At 73.5% G+C, this 16,901-nt stretch carries 12 protein-coding genes, 3 tRNA genes and 1 pseudogene; 8 read left to right on the top strand and 8 right to left on the bottom strand.

Translation table 11 applies throughout. The features are described from left to right. Nucleotides 1-285 precede the first annotated feature (285 nt). From purL to purS, 3 genes are read right to left on the bottom strand one after another with little or no spacing between them, the layout of a single operon-like run. Entirely contained in the window at nt 286-2,544 is a 2,259-nt protein-coding gene (gene purL / locus IE271_RS32485; protein ID WP_190194078.1) for a phosphoribosylformylglycinamidine synthase subunit PurL, read from the bottom strand. Continuing rightward, nucleotides 2,541-3,221, bottom strand: a complete 681-nt coding sequence (gene purQ, locus IE271_RS32480; RefSeq protein WP_190194077.1) for a phosphoribosylformylglycinamidine synthase subunit PurQ — start codon at nt 3,219-3,221, stop codon at nt 2,541-2,543. Before purQ ends, purL begins: the two co-directional genes overlap by 4 nt. Then, nucleotides 3,218-3,484, bottom strand: coding sequence for a phosphoribosylformylglycinamidine synthase subunit PurS (gene purS / locus IE271_RS32475; protein ID WP_190194076.1), 267 nt, complete (start codon nt 3,482-3,484; stop codon nt 3,218-3,220). Before purS ends, purQ begins: the two co-directional genes overlap by 4 nt. A gap of 339 nt (nt 3,485-3,823) precedes the next feature. On the opposite strand from purS, the gene IE271_RS32470 reads away from it, so the two are divergent. The 8 genes from IE271_RS32470 (at nt 3,824) to IE271_RS32435 (ending at nt 8,931) form a co-directional block, all read left to right on the top strand. Further along, the gene (locus IE271_RS32470; RefSeq protein WP_190194075.1) at nt 3,824-4,141 is read left to right on the top strand and encodes a histone-like nucleoid-structuring protein Lsr2; all 318 of its coding nucleotides are present in this window, start codon (nt 3,824-3,826) and stop codon (nt 4,139-4,141) included. Between the two features lie 436 nt (nt 4,142-4,577). Continuing rightward, a tRNA-Gly gene (locus IE271_RS32465) sits at nt 4,578-4,649 on the top strand. A gap of 79 nt (nt 4,650-4,728) precedes the next feature. Continuing rightward, nucleotides 4,729-4,801, top strand: a tRNA-Gly gene (locus IE271_RS32460). 146 nt (nt 4,802-4,947) lie between these two features. Continuing rightward, the gene (locus IE271_RS32455) at nt 4,948-5,937 is read left to right on the top strand and encodes an ABC transporter ATP-binding protein (protein ID WP_190194074.1); all 990 of its coding nucleotides are present in this window, start codon (nt 4,948-4,950) and stop codon (nt 5,935-5,937) included. After that, a complete protein-coding gene (locus tag IE271_RS32450) occupies nt 5,934-6,776 on the top strand; it encodes an ABC transporter permease (protein ID WP_190194073.1) in 843 nt (280 codons plus the stop codon). Before IE271_RS32455 ends, IE271_RS32450 begins: the two co-directional genes overlap by 4 nt. A gap of 53 nt (nt 6,777-6,829) precedes the next feature. Further along, nucleotides 6,830-8,206: a sensor histidine kinase gene (locus tag IE271_RS32445; protein WP_190194072.1), complete on the top strand. Its 1,377-nt coding sequence runs from the start codon at nt 6,830-6,832 to the stop codon at nt 8,204-8,206. Continuing rightward, complete coding sequence (locus tag IE271_RS32440; protein WP_190194071.1) at nt 8,206-8,835, top strand: response regulator transcription factor; 630 nt, start codon at nt 8,206-8,208, stop codon at nt 8,833-8,835. Before IE271_RS32445 ends, IE271_RS32440 begins: the two co-directional genes overlap by 1 nt. 23 nt (nt 8,836-8,858) lie before the next feature. Then, a tRNA-Gly gene (locus IE271_RS32435) sits at nt 8,859-8,931 on the top strand. A 240-nt stretch (nt 8,932-9,171) separates the two neighbouring features. On the opposite strand, the gene IE271_RS32430 is transcribed toward IE271_RS32435, so the two are convergent. The 5 genes and pseudogenes from IE271_RS32430 to IE271_RS32410 all read right to left on the bottom strand — a co-directional run. After that, the gene (locus IE271_RS32430) at nt 9,172-10,071 is read right to left on the bottom strand and encodes a phosphoribosylaminoimidazolesuccinocarboxamide synthase (RefSeq protein ID WP_190194070.1); all 900 of its coding nucleotides are present in this window, start codon (nt 10,069-10,071) and stop codon (nt 9,172-9,174) included. 240 nt (nt 10,072-10,311) lie between these two features. Continuing rightward, nucleotides 10,312-12,105, bottom strand: a complete 1,794-nt coding sequence (locus tag IE271_RS32425; RefSeq protein ID WP_229919696.1) for a N,N-dimethylformamidase beta subunit family domain-containing protein — start codon at nt 12,103-12,105, stop codon at nt 10,312-10,314. A gap of 210 nt (nt 12,106-12,315) precedes the next feature. Further along, nucleotides 12,316-14,403, bottom strand: coding sequence for a hypothetical protein (locus tag IE271_RS32420; RefSeq protein ID WP_373308878.1), 2,088 nt, complete (start codon nt 14,401-14,403; stop codon nt 12,316-12,318). 318 nt (nt 14,404-14,721) lie between these two features. Continuing rightward, the gene (gene purD, locus IE271_RS32415) at nt 14,722-15,975 is read right to left on the bottom strand and encodes a phosphoribosylamine--glycine ligase (protein WP_190194068.1); all 1,254 of its coding nucleotides are present in this window, start codon (nt 15,973-15,975) and stop codon (nt 14,722-14,724) included. Nucleotides 15,976-16,169: 194 nt separating this feature from the next. Beyond that, nucleotides 16,170-16,901 (bottom strand): annotated as a pseudogene (locus IE271_RS32410) (DNA polymerase III subunit gamma and tau); the annotation flags it as partial.

Raw genomic sequence — 16,901 nt, 5'->3', positions numbered from 1 at the left:
CGGCCGGCTCTCCGCCCGCCTCGCCTCCGGGGCAGGGGAGCCCGACGGCGACCCGGTGTCACCCGGTGTCGCTGACCGGCCCCGCGATACCGCCGCCGAGCGGTTCGGCGGGATGGGCGGGGTCCGCCTACGACGGGCCCACGACCAGGTGCATGGAGTCCTCCGGGGAGACCGGACCGCTTCCCGGCAGCACACCCGCCGCCCCCCGTGAAGAACCAGCGCTCCCCGCTGAAGGCCCCGCCCGGAGCCGGGCGGGGCCTTCAGGGGCGTACGACGACCGGCCGCTTACGCCAGCAGCGCCGGGATCGTGCTCTCGTGGGCCGTGCGCAGTTCCTCCAGGGTGAGGCCGAACTCGCCCTGGACCTCCACCGTGTCGCCGTCGACGACGCCGATGCGGGTGGCGGGCAGACCGCGCGCTCCGCACATGTCGTTGAAGCGGACCTCTTCCGAGCGCGGGACGGCGACGAGCGCGCGGCCCGCCGACTCCGAGAACAGGAAGGTGAACGCGTCCAGGCCGTCCGGGACGACCAGGCGCGCGCCCTTGCCGCCGAGCAGCGCGGACTCGACCACGGCCTGGACCAGGCCGCCGTCGGACAGGTCGTGCGCGGAGTCGATCATGCCGTCGCGGGAGGCCGAGATCAGGATCTCGCCGAGCAGCCGCTCGCGCTCCAGGTCGACCTTGGGCGGCAGACCGCCGAGGTGGTCGTGGACCACCTGCGACCAGGCCGAGCCGCCGAACTCCTCCTCCGTGTCGCCGAGCAGGTAGAGGAGCTGGCCCTCCTCCTGGAAGGCGACCGGGGTGCGGCGGGCCACGTCGTCGATGACGCCGAGGACGGCGACCACCGGGGTCGGGTGGATGGCGGCCTCGCCCGTCTGGTTGTAGAGCGAGACGTTGCCGCCGGTCACCGGGGTGCCCAGCTGCCGGCAGGCGTCGGCCAGACCGCGGATGGCCTCGGCGAACTGCCACATGACGGCCGGGTCCTCGGGCGAGCCGAAGTTCAGGCAGTCGGAGACCGCGAGGGGCTTCGCGCCGGTGGTGGCGACGTTGCGGTACGCCTCCGCCAGGGCGAGCTGCGCGCCCGTGTACGGGTCGAGCTTGGCGTAGCGGCCGTTGCCGTCGGTGGCGATGGCGACGCCGAGCCCGGACTCCTCGTCGATGCGGATCATGCCCGAGTCCTCGGGCTGCGCCAGCACCGTGTTGCCCTGCACGAAGTGGTCGTACTGGGAGGTGATCCAGGACTTGGACGCCTGGTTCGGGGAGGAGACCAGCTTCAGGACCTGGTCCTTCAGCTCCTCGGAGGTCTGCGGGCGCGGCAGCTTGTTCGCGTCGTCGGCCTGCAGGGCGTCCTGCCACTCGGGGCGGGCGTACGGGCGCTCGTAGACCGGGCCGTCGTGCGCGACCGTGCGCGGGTCGACGTCGACGATCTTGCCGCCGTGCCAGAAGATCTCCAGGCGGTCCCCGTCGGTCACCTCGCCGATCACCGTGGCGATGACGTCCCACTTCTCGCAGATCGCGAGGAAGCGGTCGACCTTGTCGGGCTCGACGACCGCGCACATCCTTTCCTGCGACTCGCTCATGAGGATCTCCTCAGGAGACAGGGTCGAGTCGCGCAGGGGGACGTCGTCCAGCGTCACGCGCATGCCGCCGGAGCCGTTGGAGGCCAGCTCGGACGTGGCGCAGGACAGGCCGGCCGCGCCGAGGTCCTGGATGCCGACGACCAGCTTCTCCTGGAAGGCCTCCAGGGTGCACTCGATGAGGAGCTTCTCCTGGAAGGGGTCGCCGACCTGGACGGCCGGGCGCTTGGACGGCTTGGCGTCGTCGAAGGTCTCCGAGGCCAGGATGGAGGCGCCGCCGATGCCGTCGCCGCCGGTCCGGGCCCCGTACAGGATGACCTTGTTGCCGGCGCCCGACGCCTTGGCGAGGTGGATGTCCTCGTGCTTCATCACGCCGATGGCACCGGCGTTGACCAGGGGGTTGCCCTGGTAGCAGGCGTCGAAGACGACCTCGCCGCCGATGTTGGGCAGGCCCAGGCAGTTGCCGTAGCCGCCGATGCCGGCGACGACGCCGGGCAGGACGCGCTTGGTGTCGGGGTGGTCGGCCGCGCCGAAGCGCAGCGGGTCCACGACCGCGACCGGGCGGGCGCCCATCGCGATGATGTCGCGCACGATGCCGCCGACGCCGGTGGCCGCGCCCTGGTAGGGCTCGACGTACGACGGGTGGTTGTGCGACTCGACCTTGAAGGTCACCGCGTAGCCCTGGCCGACGTCGACGACGCCGGCGTTCTCGCCGATGCCGACGAGCAGCGCGTCGGACTGCGGGGCCTTCTCGCCGAACTGGCGCAGGTGGACCTTGGAGGACTTGTACGAGCAGTGCTCGGACCACATGACCGAGTACATGGCGAGCTCGGCGCCGGTCGGGCGGCGGCCGAGGATCTCCACGATCCGCTCGTACTCGTCCTTCTTCAGGCCGAGTTCGGCCCAGGGCAGCTCGACGTCAGGGGTAGCGGCCGCATTTTCGACCGTGTCCAGAGGCGTGCGGCTCATACGTTGACCAGCTTCTTGAGGATCGAGGTGAAGAAGGGGAGGCCGTCCGTGCGGCCGGACCCGATGAGGGGCTCGACGGCGTGCTCGGGGTGCGGCATCAGGCCGACGACGTTGCCCGCCTCGTTGGTGACGCCCGCGATGTCGCGCAGGGAGCCGTTGGGGTTGAAGTCGACGTAACGGAACGCGACCCGGCCCTCCGCCTCCAGCATGTCGAGCGTGCGCTCGTCGGCGACGTACCGCCCGTCCATGTTCTTCAGCGGGATGTGGATCTCCTGGCCGGACGCGTAGTCGCTGGTCCAGGAGGTGTCCGCGTTCTCCACCCGCAGCTTCTGGTCGCGGCAGATGAAGTGCAGGTGGTCGTTGCCGAGCATCGCGCCGGGCAGCAGGTGCGCCTCGGTGAGGATCTGGAAGCCGTTGCAGATGCCCAGGACGGGCAGTCCCGACTTCGCCTGCTCGATCAGGGGCTCCATCACCGGCGAGAAGCGCGCGATGGCGCCGGCGCGCAGGTAGTCGCCGTAGGAGAAGCCTCCGCACAGCACCACGGCGTCGACCTGCTTGAGGTCCTTGTCCTTGTGCCACAGGGCCACGGGCTCCGCGCCGGCGAGCCTGATCGCGCGCTGGGTGTCCCGGTCGTCGAGGCTTCCCGGAAAAGTGACGACGCCAATACGAGCGGTCACTCGCCGGCCTCCGCCTTCTCTTCCTCCACCTTCACGGTGAAGTTCTCGATCACGGTGTTGGCGAGGAAGGATTCCGCCAGTTCGTGGATGCGGGCGAGCGCGGCGTCGTCGACCGGCCCGTCCACTTCGAGTTCGAAACGCTTTCCCTGACGTACGTCGGAGACGCCCTCGAAACCGAGGCGCGGCAGTGCACGCTGCACCGCCTGGCCCTGGGGGTCGAGGATCTCCGGCTTGAGCATGACGTCGACTACGACGCGTGCCACTGGCACTCCCGGTGTGTGGTGCTGAGCAGGTTCCTTCAGACTACCCGCACAAAAACTCTACGCGAGTAGACTCGTAGGAAAGCACGTGATGCCCGTCACGTCCGCACATCGGGCGGGACCCCTTCACGGAAAATCCAGGGAAAGATGCCGAGTCCCTATTGCCCCGGGCCGCGCGGGGGGATTTAGTCGGTCTACACATTTCAATCCCGAGCGCTGTACAAGGAAAAAGGCAATAGCCGATACTTTGCACCGAACGCTCTGGAAAGCAGCCGGACAGTCGGCATCCCGGCACGTCGTCGGACGTGATTCCGAAGGTGTCGCACGAAAGGACCGATATTCGTGGCGCAGCATGTCGTGGTCACTCTCTTCGACGACATCGACGGCTCGGAAGCGGCGGAGACGATCGCCTTCGGTCTGGACGGCATGTCGTACGAGATCGACCTCAACCCGGCCAACGCCGAGAAACTGCGGGAGGCCCTCGCCCCCTACGTGGAGGCCGGCCGCAAGCGGGCCCGCTCCGGGCGCACGTACCGGCAGACGGACGTGGCCCCCGACCCGGCGGCCGTCCGCGCGTGGGCGCGCTCGCACAGGATGGAGGTGCCGGTGCGCGGGCGGATTCCGAAGTCGGTGTACGAGGCTTTCGCCGCGGCGCAGTGAGAGACGCCCGGCGCGCGCCTCTTCACGGCGCGCGCGGGTCCGCATCACGGCGCGCGCGGCTCCCTGCGCGGCGCGGTGACCAGGTGCTCGGCGGGCGGCTCTCCCCGCGGTGAGGCGGGAGGCGCCCGGCCGGGCCGCCATGGGGAAGGGTGGTGCGGGGCCGGTCCGGAGGAGCCGCGGGCGGCCGGTTCGGCCCGCTCCGGGTTCGTTCCGGGCCCGCTCCGGGTTCGTTCCGGGCCCGCTCCGGGTTCGTTCCGGGCCCGCTCCGAGAGGGCGTTCCGGGCGGACCGGGACACTTCCCGGCCGGACCGCGAGCCGGCCCCCCGTCCTCCACGATCCCCTGGAGACAACCGACTTGCGCAGCACCCCCGCTGGTCAGATAGAGTCTGGAGCACGCCGAGGGGCGAGGCCGAAAGGCCCACCTCACGGAGTACATGCGGGTGTAGTTCAGTAGCAGAACACCCCCTTTCCAAGGGGGAGGCGCAGTGTGCAATTCCTGTCACCCGCTCTGCATCGTCTACGGACCACTGTTGTGGATCAGGTAGAGTGGTGCTCGCGCCGATCGGTGAGAGCCGGTCGGAGGCAATGCGGACGTAGCTCAGTTGGTAGAGCGCAACCTTGCCAAGGTTGAGGTCGCGAGTTCGAGCCTCGTCGTCCGCTCTGGAAGTAAGGCCCCGGTCCTGGTGACCGGGGCCTTGTTCGTGTACGCCTTCGTCCGCGCCCCCGCACCGCGTCTGACATTTGTCATACGGGTCGATGACAACGCGCACTGCCTCCGGCAGAGGATCGGCTGAGAAGCTGATCACATGGACACGAACGAACGCGAACACGTGATTGACGTCACGGATCTGCGTCGCGTCTACGGGGGCGGGTTCGAGGCCGTACGGGGAGTCTCCTTCTCCGTGGGGCGAGGCGAGCTCTTCGCCCTCCTGGGGACGAACGGCGCGGGGAAGACGTCCACCGTCGAACTGCTGGAGGGACTCGCGCCGCCGGCCGGCGGCCGGGTGCGGATCCTCGGCCACGACCCGTACGCGGAACGGGCGGCCGTCCGGCCCCGTATCGGCGTGATGCTCCAGGAGGGCGGTTTCCCGTCCGAGCTGACCGTGGCGGAGACCGTGCGGATGTGGGCGGGCTGCACGAGCGGCGCCCGGCCCCAGGACGAGGCGCTGTCCCTGGTCGGTCTGGGGCGGCGGGCCGGTGTCCGGGTGAAGCAGTTGTCCGGTGGTGAGCGGCGGCGCCTGGACCTGGCGCTCGCGCTGCTCGGCCGCCCCGAGGTGCTGTTCCTGGACGAGCCGACCACGGGTCTGGACGCCGAAGGGCGCCAGGACACCTGGGACTTGGTGCGCGAGCTGCGCGAGGGCGGCACGACGGTGCTGCTGACCACGCACTACCTGGAGGAGGCGGAAGGGCTGGCGGACCGGCTCGCGATCATGCACGAGGGGCGGATCGCGGCCTCGGGGACGCCCGCCGAGGTGACCGCCTCCCAGCCGTCGCGGATCTCCTTCGACCTGCCGGAGGGGTACGTCCTCGGCGACCTCCCCCCGCTGCCGGCGCTGGGGGTCACGGGGCACGAGACGAACGGCCGGAGCGTCGTCCTGCGCACGCACGAGCTGCAGAGGGCGGCCACGAAGCTGCTGCTGTGGGCCGAGGAGAACCGCATCGAGCTGCGCGGTCTCGACGTGCGGTCGGCCTCCCTGGAAGAGGCGTTCCTGCGCATAGCGCGCGACGCGTCCCGGCAGACGCCCCCGGCGGAACGGACGGAGCGGACGGCCCGGGAGAAGGAGAGCGCCGTATGAGCATCACCACCGGTCCCGGCACCGGCACCACCGGCACAGGCCCGGGCACGACGCCGGCGGCGGACGGCTCGGCCGGAACCACGGCCCTGGGCCGGATGCGCGCCCTGGCCCGCGCCGAGCTGGTCCTGCTGGGGCGCACCAAGGGCACGCTCGTCGCGGCCCTGTTCGTGCCGCTCGTGCTGCCGTTCAGCGTGTACTCCACGATCGACCGCGTGGACCTGGAGGAGCAGGGCCTCTCGGTCGGCTCGATGCTGCTGCCGTCCGTCATCGGCTTCTCGCTGCTCTTCGCGGTCTACAGCTCGATGGTGAGCGTGTACGCCGCACGCCGCGAGGACCTGGTCTTCAAGCGGCTGCGCACCGGCGAGCTGCGGGACGCGGAGATCCTCGCGGGCGCCGCGCTGCCCGCCGTCGCGATCGGCCTGGTGCAGTCCCTGGTGCTCGTCACGGCCTGCGCGCTCCTCCTGGACCTGGACGCGCCCTCGGCCCCGCACCTCGCCGTGCTCGGGCTGCTGCTGGGCCTCGTGATGTGGCCCGCGCTCGCCGCGGTCACCGCGATCTTCAGCAGGAGCGTGGAGGGCGCCCAGGTGGCCGCGATGCCGCTGATGCTGGCGTCCATGATCGGCTCGGGCACGTTCGTACCGCTGGAGGTCATGCCCGACCGGCTGGCCTCGGTCCTCGAACTGCTGCCCCTGACGCCGATCATCACGCTGATACGCGGTGGCTGGACCGGCGACCTGCCCGCGTCCGAGGCTCTGGGCGCCCTCGCCACGGCGATGGCCTGGACGGTGGTCGCGGTGTTTGCTGTGAAGCGGTGGTTCCGGTGGGAGCCGCGGCGCTGACCGAGCAGGTCGGGCGCGACGGCAGGGACGGCGGACGAGGAGGGAGCGGTCGGATGCGCAGGACGGCCCGCGTGTGGCGGGGCAAGAGCACACCGGCGAAGGTCGAGTCGTACACGCGGTGGTCGTTCCACTCCTTCGGAGTGATCGAAGTGGTCACGTTCGGCCTCCCTCCCTTCGGGAACGTCCCGGCGCCGCTGGCCTGGACCCTGTTCGGGCTGGTGTCCGCGCACGCCCTGCTCTGCGCGGCGGCCTCGTCCAGGGCCCTGGACTGGACGCGCGGCGCCAGGCCGCAGCCGCTCCGGCTGCCGGCGGCCGTGGCCGTGACGACGGCCGCGACCGCCGTCGTGGGGATGACGCTGGCGGGCACGGACCGGCACACCGCCGGTGGTTCCGCGGCGTCCGCGGGCGCCGCTCTGTTCGTGGGCGTCATCGGATTCGGCACCGGCACGCTCGCGCTGGGGACGCGGAACAAGCGGCGCATGCTGTACATCGTGGGCGGCGCGACCGTGGGCGCCGGGGCGGTGTCGTTCCCCCTCGGGTTCCCCGGGCCGGTCGCGGTGATCACGGCCCTGGCGGTGCTGATCGCCGCCGGTTTCCTCACCTTCACCGCCGCGTTCTCCGTCTGGCTGCTCGACGCGGTGTACGCCCTGGACGAGGCGCGCGAGACCCGTACCCGGCTCGCCGTCGCCGAGGAGCGGCTGCGCTTCGGGCGCGACCTGCACGACGTCATGGGGCGGAACCTCGCCGTGATCGCCCTCAAGAGCGAACTCGCCGTGCAACTGGCGCGGCGCGAACGGCCCGAGGCCGTGGAGCAGATGATCGAGGTCCAGCGCATAGCGCACGAGGCACAGAAAGAGGTGCGCGAAGTGGTGCGCGGCTACCGCCAGGCCGACCTGGCCGCCGAACTCGCGGGCGCGCGCGGCGTCCTGGCCGCGGCCGGGATCGACTGCACGGTGACCGGCTCGGCCTCCGGGCTGCCGGCGCCGGTGCAGTCCGCGCTCGGCTGGGTCGTCCGCGAGACCACGACGAACGTGCTGCGGCACGGGGACGCCGCGGTCTGCTCGGTGTCCCTGCGGGCGGAGGACGGCCGTGTCGTCCTCACGGTCGAGAACGACGGGGCGCCGACCGGGGAGGCCGCGGGCGGCGGCAGCGGTACGCGTACCGGGACCGGCCTGGCCGGACTCCAGGAGCGGCTGTCCGCGGTGGACGGGACGCTGCGGGCCGGACCGGCCGGGGACGGGCGGTTCCGGGTGGTCGCGGAGGTGCCGCTCGCCGCGCCCCTGCCCGGCCGGGACGACCGGGACGGTCAGGACGCCGGGCCCGGCCGCACCGACCGGGACGACCAGGACGGTCGGGACGGCCGGGACGGTCGGGACGGCCGGGGCGGCCGCCGGGGCGTCGGCCGTGCGATGAGCGAGGTGGCGTCGTGATGTCGTCCGCGGGGTCCGGCCGGCCCGTCCGCCTGCTTCTCGCGGACGACGAGCACCTCATCCGCGGGGCGCTCGCCGCGCTGCTCGCGCTGGAGGACGACCTGCTGGTGGTGGCGGAGGCCGCCAGCGGCCTCGAGGCCCTGGCCATGGCACTGGCGCACGCGCCCGACGTGGCGGTCCTCGACCTGCAGATGCCGGGGGCCGACGGTGTGAGTGTCGCCACATCGCTCCGGGCCGAACTGCCCGGCTGCCGGGTGCTGATCGTGACGAGCCACGGCCGCCCCGGGCATCTGAAGCGGGCGCTGGAGGCGGGCGTGCGCGGATTCGTGCCGAAGACCGTCAGCGCACAGCGGCTCGCGGAGATCATCCGCACGGTGCACGCCGGGAACCGTTACGTGGACCCGGAATTGGCCGCCGACGCGATCTCCGCCGGGGACTCGCCGCTGACCGCGCGGGAGACGGAGGTACTGGAGCACGCCGCCGACGGGGCGCCGGTCGCGGAGATCGCCGAGCGGGCCGCGCTGTCCCAGGGGACGGTCCGCAACTACCTCTCGTCGGCCGTCTCGAAGCTGGGGGCGGAGAACCGTCACGCGGCGGTGCGTCTCGCACGCGAGCGGGGTTGGGTATAGTTGCTCTCGCGCCACGGCGCAGTGCGGACGTAGCTCAGTTGGTAGAGCGCAACCTTGCCAAGGTTGAGGTCGCGAGTTCGAGCCTCGTCGTCCGCTCCGGATGGGAAAGGCCCCGGTCCTCAGGACCGGGGCCTTTCCCGTGCGTACCGGAGGGGCGGTCCGTGCGCACGGGACGCCCGCTCCGCGCGCATGGCCCCTTCCCCTCGCGGGTCCCGGGACCGGCCGTACCGCCGGTCCCGGTTTCGGGACCGGCGGTACGGCCGGTCACCGGCTTTCCCAGGACCAGCCTGTGCCGGTCACCGGTCCTCAGGACCAGCTGACGCCGGCCACCGGCTTTCAGGACCAGCTGGTGCCGGTCAGCCGCTCGTACGCCTCCACGTACTTGGCGCGCGTCGCCTCCACGACCTCGTCCGGCAGCGGGGGCGGCGGCTGCTCGCTCCTGCGGTCCCAGCCGGACTCGGCGGAGGTCAGCCAGTCCCGTACGAACTGCTTGTCGAACGACGGCTGGGCGTGGCCGGGCTCCCACCGGTCGGCCGGCCAGAAGCGGGAGGAGTCCGGGGTCAGCACCTCGTCGGCGAGGACCAGCCGGTCGCCGTCGAAGCCGAACTCGAACTTCGTGTCGGCCAGGACGATGCCGCGGTCCCGGGCGACGGCGCGGGCGCGGCTGTAGACGGCGAGGGTCGTCTGGCGCAGCCGGGCGGCGGTGTCGGCGCCCACCCGGCGGGCGACCTCCTCGTACGAGACGTTCTCGTCGTGCTCGCCCACCTCCGCCTTCGTGGCGGGCGTGAAGATGGGCGCGGGCAGCTCCGAGCCGTCGACCAGGCCCTCCGGCAGGGCGAGGCCGCAGACGGTGCGCGACTCCTGGTACTCGAGCAGGCCGGAGCCGGTGAGGTAGCCGCGGGCGACGCACTCCACCGGCACCATCTGCAGCGACCTGCAGACCACGGTGCGGCCCGCCCAGTCGGCGGGGGCGCCGTCCGGGAGGTCCGTCGACAGGACGTGGTTCGGGATCAGGTCGGCGAGCTGGTCGAACCACCACTGCGAGAGCTGGGTGAGGATGCGGCCCTTGTCGGGGATCTCCGTGGGCAGCACCCAGTCGTAGGCGCTGATGCGGTCGCTGGCAACCATGACGAGGTCGCCCGCCTCGTTCTGGTACAGGTCGCGCACCTTGCCGGTGTGCAGGTGCACCAGACCCGGAACCTGGAGCGGTTCGGGCTTTTCGACGAATCCGGACACGGTTCCTCCCCGTGGTTCTGTCCAATGACTCGATTCTCCCGTACCGGGGCGTGCGGTCATGGCCAGGGGCCGCCCCCGTCCGCGGACGGCCGGATCGGGACCTTCACATATGTGTACCCAGCCGCGCGAAGCGCCCCGCGGGTCGCGTCTTCCGGGACACCGGTCGCGTTGCGCCGGGTCGGCGACGTCAGGCGGGGTCGGCCGCGGCGGGCGCGCGGCACGGGCGGCGTGGTCCGCGGGTCAGTCGCGTTTGCAGATGCGGTCCAGGAGGTTCGCCGTGGCGCGCTGGACGCGGACGTCCACGTGCCCGGGGCGGTCCAGGGCCGGGGACCATGCGGAGGTGCCGGACGCGAAGACGATCGCCCCGGAGGGCGCCCGGTAGAGGGAGGTCTCCTGGTGGCGGACCGCGCCGTCGCCGTCCCGGTAGGGGGAGTGCGCCAGGAGCACGCGCTCCCGGTGCTCGGGCAGTCCGGTGCGCGGGAAGTAACGGTCCGCCTCACCGGCCACCAGACCGGCCAGCTCGTCGCCCTCGTGCGCGCCGGTCGCGTCCCACAGCCAGTGGCCGGCGTTGCGGACCACCAGGGGGTGCGGGGCGGGGACCCGTCCCGCGTACTGGACGCCGAGCAGCTCCTGCTCCGGGCGGTCGGTATCGCGCCACAGGGTGCCCCGGCCGGAGCCCCGGCGCTTGCGGCGGGTGAGGAGACGGTCCGGCGCGCCGGACGGCGACGGCCGCGGCTCCACCTGCCAGTACACGCTCTGCGCGCCGAGGAACACCAGGGACGTGCCGTGGGCGCGGGCGCACTCCGCGGTCCGGCGCATGGCGGGTGACCAGTACGCGTCGTGGCCGGGGAAGACCAGCCCCCGGTACTGCGTGGGGTCGACGCGGCCCGCGTGCAGGTCACGGGCGTCGGCGTAGGCCAGGTCGTAGCCGTACCGCTCCGCCCAGCGGATGACGTCGTAGGCGTGGCCGACACGCGCGGGGAGGCCCCCGCCCGCGTACGGGCGGTCGAAGGAGACCGTCGTCGCGGCGGCGGTCTCTCCGAGCAGCCGGCCCTCGCCGTCCCAGGCGTGGCGCAGGCTCGCCCCCGTACGGCTGTCCTCCGGGTAGCGGTTGCACGCCTGCCAGGTGATGTCCGGGAGCAGGAGCAGCAGGTCGGCGGGGTGGGTGTCGCGGACGGTGAACGGGATGTGGGAGCGGTAGCCGTCGGCGGTGGTCAGCACCGCCACGTACGCGCCGACGCTCCAGTACGGCGGGATCTGCAGCCGCCAGGACAGCCACCAGTGGTGGCAGGAGACGGTGCGGTCGGCGGTGAGCTGGGGCGGCTGGACGATCCCGGACAGCCGGGGGCTCGTGGTGACCTTGGTCGCGCCCTCGCCGCCGTAGTGGCCGATGCGGTAGACGTCGACGCCGAACTCCTGGGGCGGGTCGACGGTGACGTGGAAGTCGACGGCCTCGCCCGGGGCGACCGCGCCGGTGGAGACGAAACCTTTGATCTGCCGGTGGACGTCGTCCGCCAGACGGGGGCCCGAGGAGCGGGAACGCGTACGGGGCGGCGGGACGCGGGACGGGGTCATGGCGACGGGTCCGGTGACGGGCCCGCCGACGGCACCGGTGGCGGGTCCGGCAGGTCCGCCGACGGCGGTGCCGGTACCGGGTCCGGGTCCGGTGCCGGGTTCGGTGCCGGGTTCGGTGCCGGGTCCGGTGCCGGGTCCGGCCGAGATGGATCCGGCCCTGCCGTCGCCCGGGGCTCCGGCTCCGGTCTGCGGGCCGGTCTCGGGAGCGGGCGCTGACGCCGACGGCGAGCGGTACGCGCTCGGCGAGGAACCTCTTCCACCAGTATCGGTGCCGGTGCCGGCGGCGGTGTCGATACCGGCATCAGTGCAGGTACCAGTGCCGGTGTCGATGTCGGTGTCGGTGTCGTCCGGGTACGGCTCGCTGTCGTACAGCCACGGGAAGAGGACGTGGCCGAAAGGGTCCTTCATGGCGTGCGCGCGGACCTCCGCCTCCCCTCGCTGGAACTGCTCCGAGCCCATGTGCCCGTCCCTCCCGTGCGCCCCCGTCACCCTGTTCCGACCGCGTCGCGTCCGTGAGCGGTCCCAGCACATCACATACCGCACTCACCGCGTCACCGTTCGTCGCGAATCGACCGGGGGCGGAACGAACGGGTCCACGGTCACGGAGCCGTGGCCGACACCGCGTGCCCGACGGGACCGCGTGCCGCCGGGGACGGTGGCCGTCGGCGGTCACACCAGGCGGACCGGCTTCTCGGGACGTACGCCCTGGCGGCGCAGCCACTCCAGCAGCGGCGCGGGGTCGGCGTCCTCGACGAGGCTCAGCACGCGGGGCGCCAGGTCCGCGTCCCGCTCGCCCGCCATGAGGAGCGCGGGGCCGTCCAGCCAGTCGAGACCCGGCGCCGCCCCCGCCGTGTCCATGGCGGCACAGCACACCATCGCGGTGACGTGGTCCGCCAGCAGTTCGCGGCCGGTCCTGGGCGGCTGCAGCGGGAAGAGAGGGAGCGCGCTGTCGTCCCACAGCGCGGCGTCCGGTCCCTGGCCGCCGGTGGACGCGGGCAGTCCGGCCGCTCCCGGCACCCCCGACTGCGCGCCCCGGCCGGTCGGCGCGGCCGCCTCCTCCCGCGCCACCTCCGCGCTGAGCGCGGCGGCGAGTGCGGCGGCCCGCTCGTTGCGCGGCCCGGCCTCGTCCCCGTCCTCGCCGACGGCCCCGATCCGGTGCCCGGCGTCCTCGTCGGCGGCTCCGGCCACGCACCTGGCGCCCTCGTCGACGCTTCCGCCCTCGTGCTCGGCGTCTTCACCGGCGGCTCCGGTTCCGTGCCCGGCGTCCCCGTCGGACTTCCCGCCGTCGGGGACGGGGGCGGCCGCGGTCGTGGCCGCGGACGGAACCGCGGCGTCGGTGGCCGCTTCCGTGCCGGTCCGCACCCCCGCGGCCGTTCCTGCCTCCGCCTCCGGTCCCACCCCTGCCTCCGGTCCCGCCTCCGGTCCCTGTTCCGCCTCCGGTCCCGATCCCGGTTCCGCGAGGTGGTCCAGTACGCGGGCCAGTGTCGGGCCGTCCGGGCCCGGCCCCGTGGGGCCGTGCGCGACGTCCGAGGAACCGCTCACACCGAGCGCGTCGAGGACCCGGTGCAACCGTGCCGCGTCGGTACGCCACTTGCGGTCGACGACCTCTTCCGCGTAGTCGTCCCAGTGCACCGGTGCCCAGTCCGGGCCCGACTCCGCCGGGCCGCCGTGGAACAGGCGGGCGGCCAGCAGCGACGCGGCCTCGTCGACCGCGCCGGGCTCCTCCAGCAGGTCGCACGCGGGCCGCTCGCCGAGGCGCGAGGCGAAACCTTCTGCCAGGCGGTCGCGGCGGGACAGCTCCGTGAGGGCGGCCACCACGCCGACGTCCAGCCGGGAGGGCCAGCGGCCCATCCGCCAGGCGGGCAGCGCGACCCGGGTGAGCAGCCGGTCCCAGCCCGCGTACGCCAGCCCCACCTGCTCCTGGGCGACGATCCGCACGCCGTAGTCCACAGCCTGTGCGCGCTCCGCCGCCGCGGCCGCCACGCCGCGCTCCATCTCCGCCGCGTGCGCCCGGCAGCTGCGCAGCAGCAGGCGGGCCACCCAGCCCACCGCGGACCGCGCCGCGCGGGACACCGGTCCGCGGGTGCCCTGCGAGGTCACGGCCACCGCCGCGTCGAGCCCCCGTACGAAACGGCGGGCCGCGGCTATGTCGGGGTGCGCGGACGGGCCCGTACCGGCCACGACCGGGGCGAGGATCGCGCGCAGCTCGCCCACGCGCATCCACCACAGGAACGGCGATCCGATGACGAGGACGGGCGCGACGGGCGCCCGGCGCTGCCGCCCGGTGCCCGGCAGACCGCGTACGTCCCCGTCCCCGCCGTCGTCCTCCGGTGTCGCCGCCGGGGGCGGGCCGTGGGCCGGATGGGTGCGGTCCTCGAGCCAGCTGTCGCAGTCCGGGGTCAGGGCTATCGCCGAGGGCGCGGGCACGTCGAGCCGGTCGGCCAGGTCGCGCACCATCCGGTACAGGTCGGGCGCCGACTCCTCGGTGATCGGGACCGTCGGGCTGACGGCGGGGCGGGCTCGGGCCACGACGAGCGCGATGCCGGCGGCCGCCAGGAGGACGAGCAGGGCCAGGCAGGTGAAGACCCAGCGCAGTACGTCCCAGACGGCGCCCGTGAGATGCCCCGTCGAGCCGCCGACGAGGAGGACGACGGCCACCGCCGCGGGCAGCAGAGCGACGGCCAGCGCCCTGCTGCGGATGCGCAGCACGGCGACAGCCCGGGAGCGCGCGCCCTGCGCGCCCACCTCCGCACCCATACCGGACACGACCTTTCGTCACCCCCTGTTGCCCGCCCGGCGCGCGCATACCCCGCCACCGCCGACCGACGTCCTTGGTGTTGCTCACTCCCCACTGTGGCACCCGGGACCGACATCGCAATGCCGGTGGGCCAAGTGCCGGAACGCTTGCGCCGCACCATAGTTGGGGCACCGGCCCCCGTCAGCCGTATGGCGGATCGGTCACTCGATGGAATGGCTTTGGGCAGAGGTAGCTGACGAAAAGGCCCCGGATCCTGTTCGCGTGATCACGCGAACAGGATCCGGGGCCCGAGTTCCGTGCGGATCCGTGCGGAGGGGTTACGCCCCGGCCGCCGCCTTCGCCGCGATGTCCGTGCGGTGCTGGGAGCCGTCGAGGCCGATGCGGGCGACGGCCGCGTACGCGCGGGCGCGGGCCTCGGTCAGGTCGGCGCCCGTCGCCGTGACGGACAGGACGCGTCCGCCCGCGCTGACGACGGTGTCCCCGTCGTGCCGGGTCCCGGCGTGCAGGACGTACGCGTGCGGGGCGTCCTGCGCGGCGACCTCGTCGAGGCCGGTGACCGGGTCGCCGGTGCGCGGCGTGCCCGGGTAGTTGTGCGAGGCGACGACGACGGTCACGGCCGCGTCGTCGCTCCAGCGCAGGGGTTCGAGGTCGGCGAGGGTGCCCTCGGCCGCCGCCAGCAGGACCCCGGCGAGCGGCGTCTTCAGCCGGGCGAGCACGACCTGGGTCTCGGGGTCGCCGAAGCGGGCGTTGAACTCGATGACCCGGACGCCGCGGCCGGTGATCGCCAGGCCGGCGTAGAGCAGTCCCGAGAAGGGGGTGCCGCGGCGGCGCAGCTCGTCGACCGTCGGCTGGAGGACCGTCTCCAGGATCTCGTCGACCAGCTTCGGGTCCGCCCACGGCAGGGGCGAGTAGGCGCCCATGCCGCCGGTGTTCGGACCCTTGTCGCCGTCCAGGGCACGCTTGAAGTCCTGGGCTGGCTGCAGCGGGACGACGGTCGTGCCGTCGGTGATCGCGAAGAGCGAGACCTCGGGGCCGTCGAGGAACTCCTCGATCACCACACGCCCGCAGGCGTTCGCGTGCGCCCTGGCCTGCTCCAGGTCGCCGGTCACCACGACGCCCTTGCCGGCGGCGAGGCCGTCGTCCTTGACCACGTACGGAGCGCCGAAGGCGTCCAGCGCCTCGTCGACCTCGGCGGGCGTCGTGCAGACGTACGAACGGGCGGTGGGGACGCCGGCCGCGGCCATCACGTCCTTGGCGAAGGCCTTGGAGCCCTCCAGCCGGGCCGCCTCCTTCGAGGGGCCGAAGACCGGGATGCCCGCCTCGCGCACGGCGTCGGCGACGCCGGCGACGAGCGGCGCCTCCGGGCCCACCACGACCAGCTCGGCGCCGAGCTCGGCGGCCAGGGCGCTCACGGCCCGGCCGTCGAGGGCGTCGACCTGGTGCAGCTCGGCCACCTCCGCGATGCCGGCGTTGCCGGGCGCGCAGTGGAGGGCGGTGACGTCGGGGTCGAGGGACAGGGAGCGGCACAGGGCGTGTTCGCGGGCACCGCTGCCGATGACGAGGACCTTCACGCCGCCCAGCCTAACCGGCGGGGTCCGCGCTCCTTGTACGGGCTTCCGAGGACGGGAGGGACAGGACTTCGGACGATCGTCCAAGCGCGGCCGCCGTCCCCCTCTCAGCAGCCCCGTTCCTCCGCTCCTCCGGCCCGTCCCCGTGCCTCTCCCGGTACCTCTCTCCGTACCTCTCCGTACCTCTCCCCGTGCCCCTACTCGTTGTTGAACTCCTCGACGACCGTGGCGCCCAGCTCGCGCACGATCAGCTCGTGGCCGGACAGCGCCGACTCGTCGAGGTCCGGATCGTCGTCCTCGGGGATGTCGTCCTCCGGTGAGACCGGCGGGGGCTCCGGGGCGGCCGGACGGGGAGCCGGGGCGGGCGACGGCGCGGCCGGCGCCGACGCGGCGGGCCGCGGGGCCGGAGCGGCCGGGGCCTGCTGCGGGGCGGGGCGCGACGGGACGGGCGCTCCGCCTCCGTGACCGCCTCCGTAACCGCCACCGCCGCCGAAGCCGGACGGGGGCGGTGCCGAGCCGCCCGACGGGTCGACGATCGCCTCGACCTTCCAGTGCACGTTGAACTGCTCGGCCAGCGCCTGCCGCAGGACGTCCTCGCTGCCGCTGCTCGCGAAGTTGTCCCGCGCGCCCGCGTTGACGAAGCCGAGCTGGAGCGTGGTGCCGTCGAAGCCCGCGACCTGCGCGTTCTGGCTGAGCAGGATCCAGGTGAACCGGCGGCGGTTCTTGACCGCCTCCAGGATGTTCGGCCACAGCTGGCGCGGGTCGATGCCGCCGGCGGCGGGTGCCGCGGCGGGCGGCATCGACGGTGCCGCCGACGGCGGGACGGCCGGTCCCGGAGCCGGCGGGGCGGCGGGCGCCGCGGGGCCGGGGCCGCGGGAGGCGGCCGGGCCGGGCCCGCCGCCCGCCGGGGCCACGCTCGGCCAGCCGCC

This window comes from Streptomyces minutiscleroticus, assembly GCF_014650875.1.
GTDB lineage: Bacteria > Actinomycetota > Actinomycetes > Streptomycetales > Streptomycetaceae > Streptomyces > Streptomyces minutiscleroticus.
The sequence above is the reverse complement of the archived record's forward strand: the minus strand, read 5'-3'. Positions and strand labels throughout refer to the sequence as shown.

Coding starts and splice junctions, on each gene's coding strand:
- purL (WP_190194078.1), bottom strand. CDS start 2,544: ATGAGCCGCACGCCTCTGGACACGGTCGAAAATGCGGCCGCTACCCCT.
- IE271_RS32455 (WP_190194074.1), top strand. CDS start 4,948: ATGGACACGAACGAACGCGAACACGTGATTGACGTCACGGATCTGCGT.
- IE271_RS32450 (WP_190194073.1), top strand. CDS start 5,934: ATGAGCATCACCACCGGTCCCGGCACCGGCACCACCGGCACAGGCCCG.
- IE271_RS32445 (WP_190194072.1), top strand. CDS start 6,830: ATGCGCAGGACGGCCCGCGTGTGGCGGGGCAAGAGCACACCGGCGAAG.
- IE271_RS32440 (WP_190194071.1), top strand. CDS start 8,206: ATGTCGTCCGCGGGGTCCGGCCGGCCCGTCCGCCTGCTTCTCGCGGAC.
- IE271_RS32425 (WP_229919696.1), bottom strand. CDS start 12,105: ATGGGCTCGGAGCAGTTCCAGCGAGGGGAGGCGGAGGTCCGCGCGCAC.
- IE271_RS32420 (WP_373308878.1), bottom strand. CDS start 14,403: ATGGGTGCGGAGGTGGGCGCGCAGGGCGCGCGCTCCCGGGCTGTCGCC.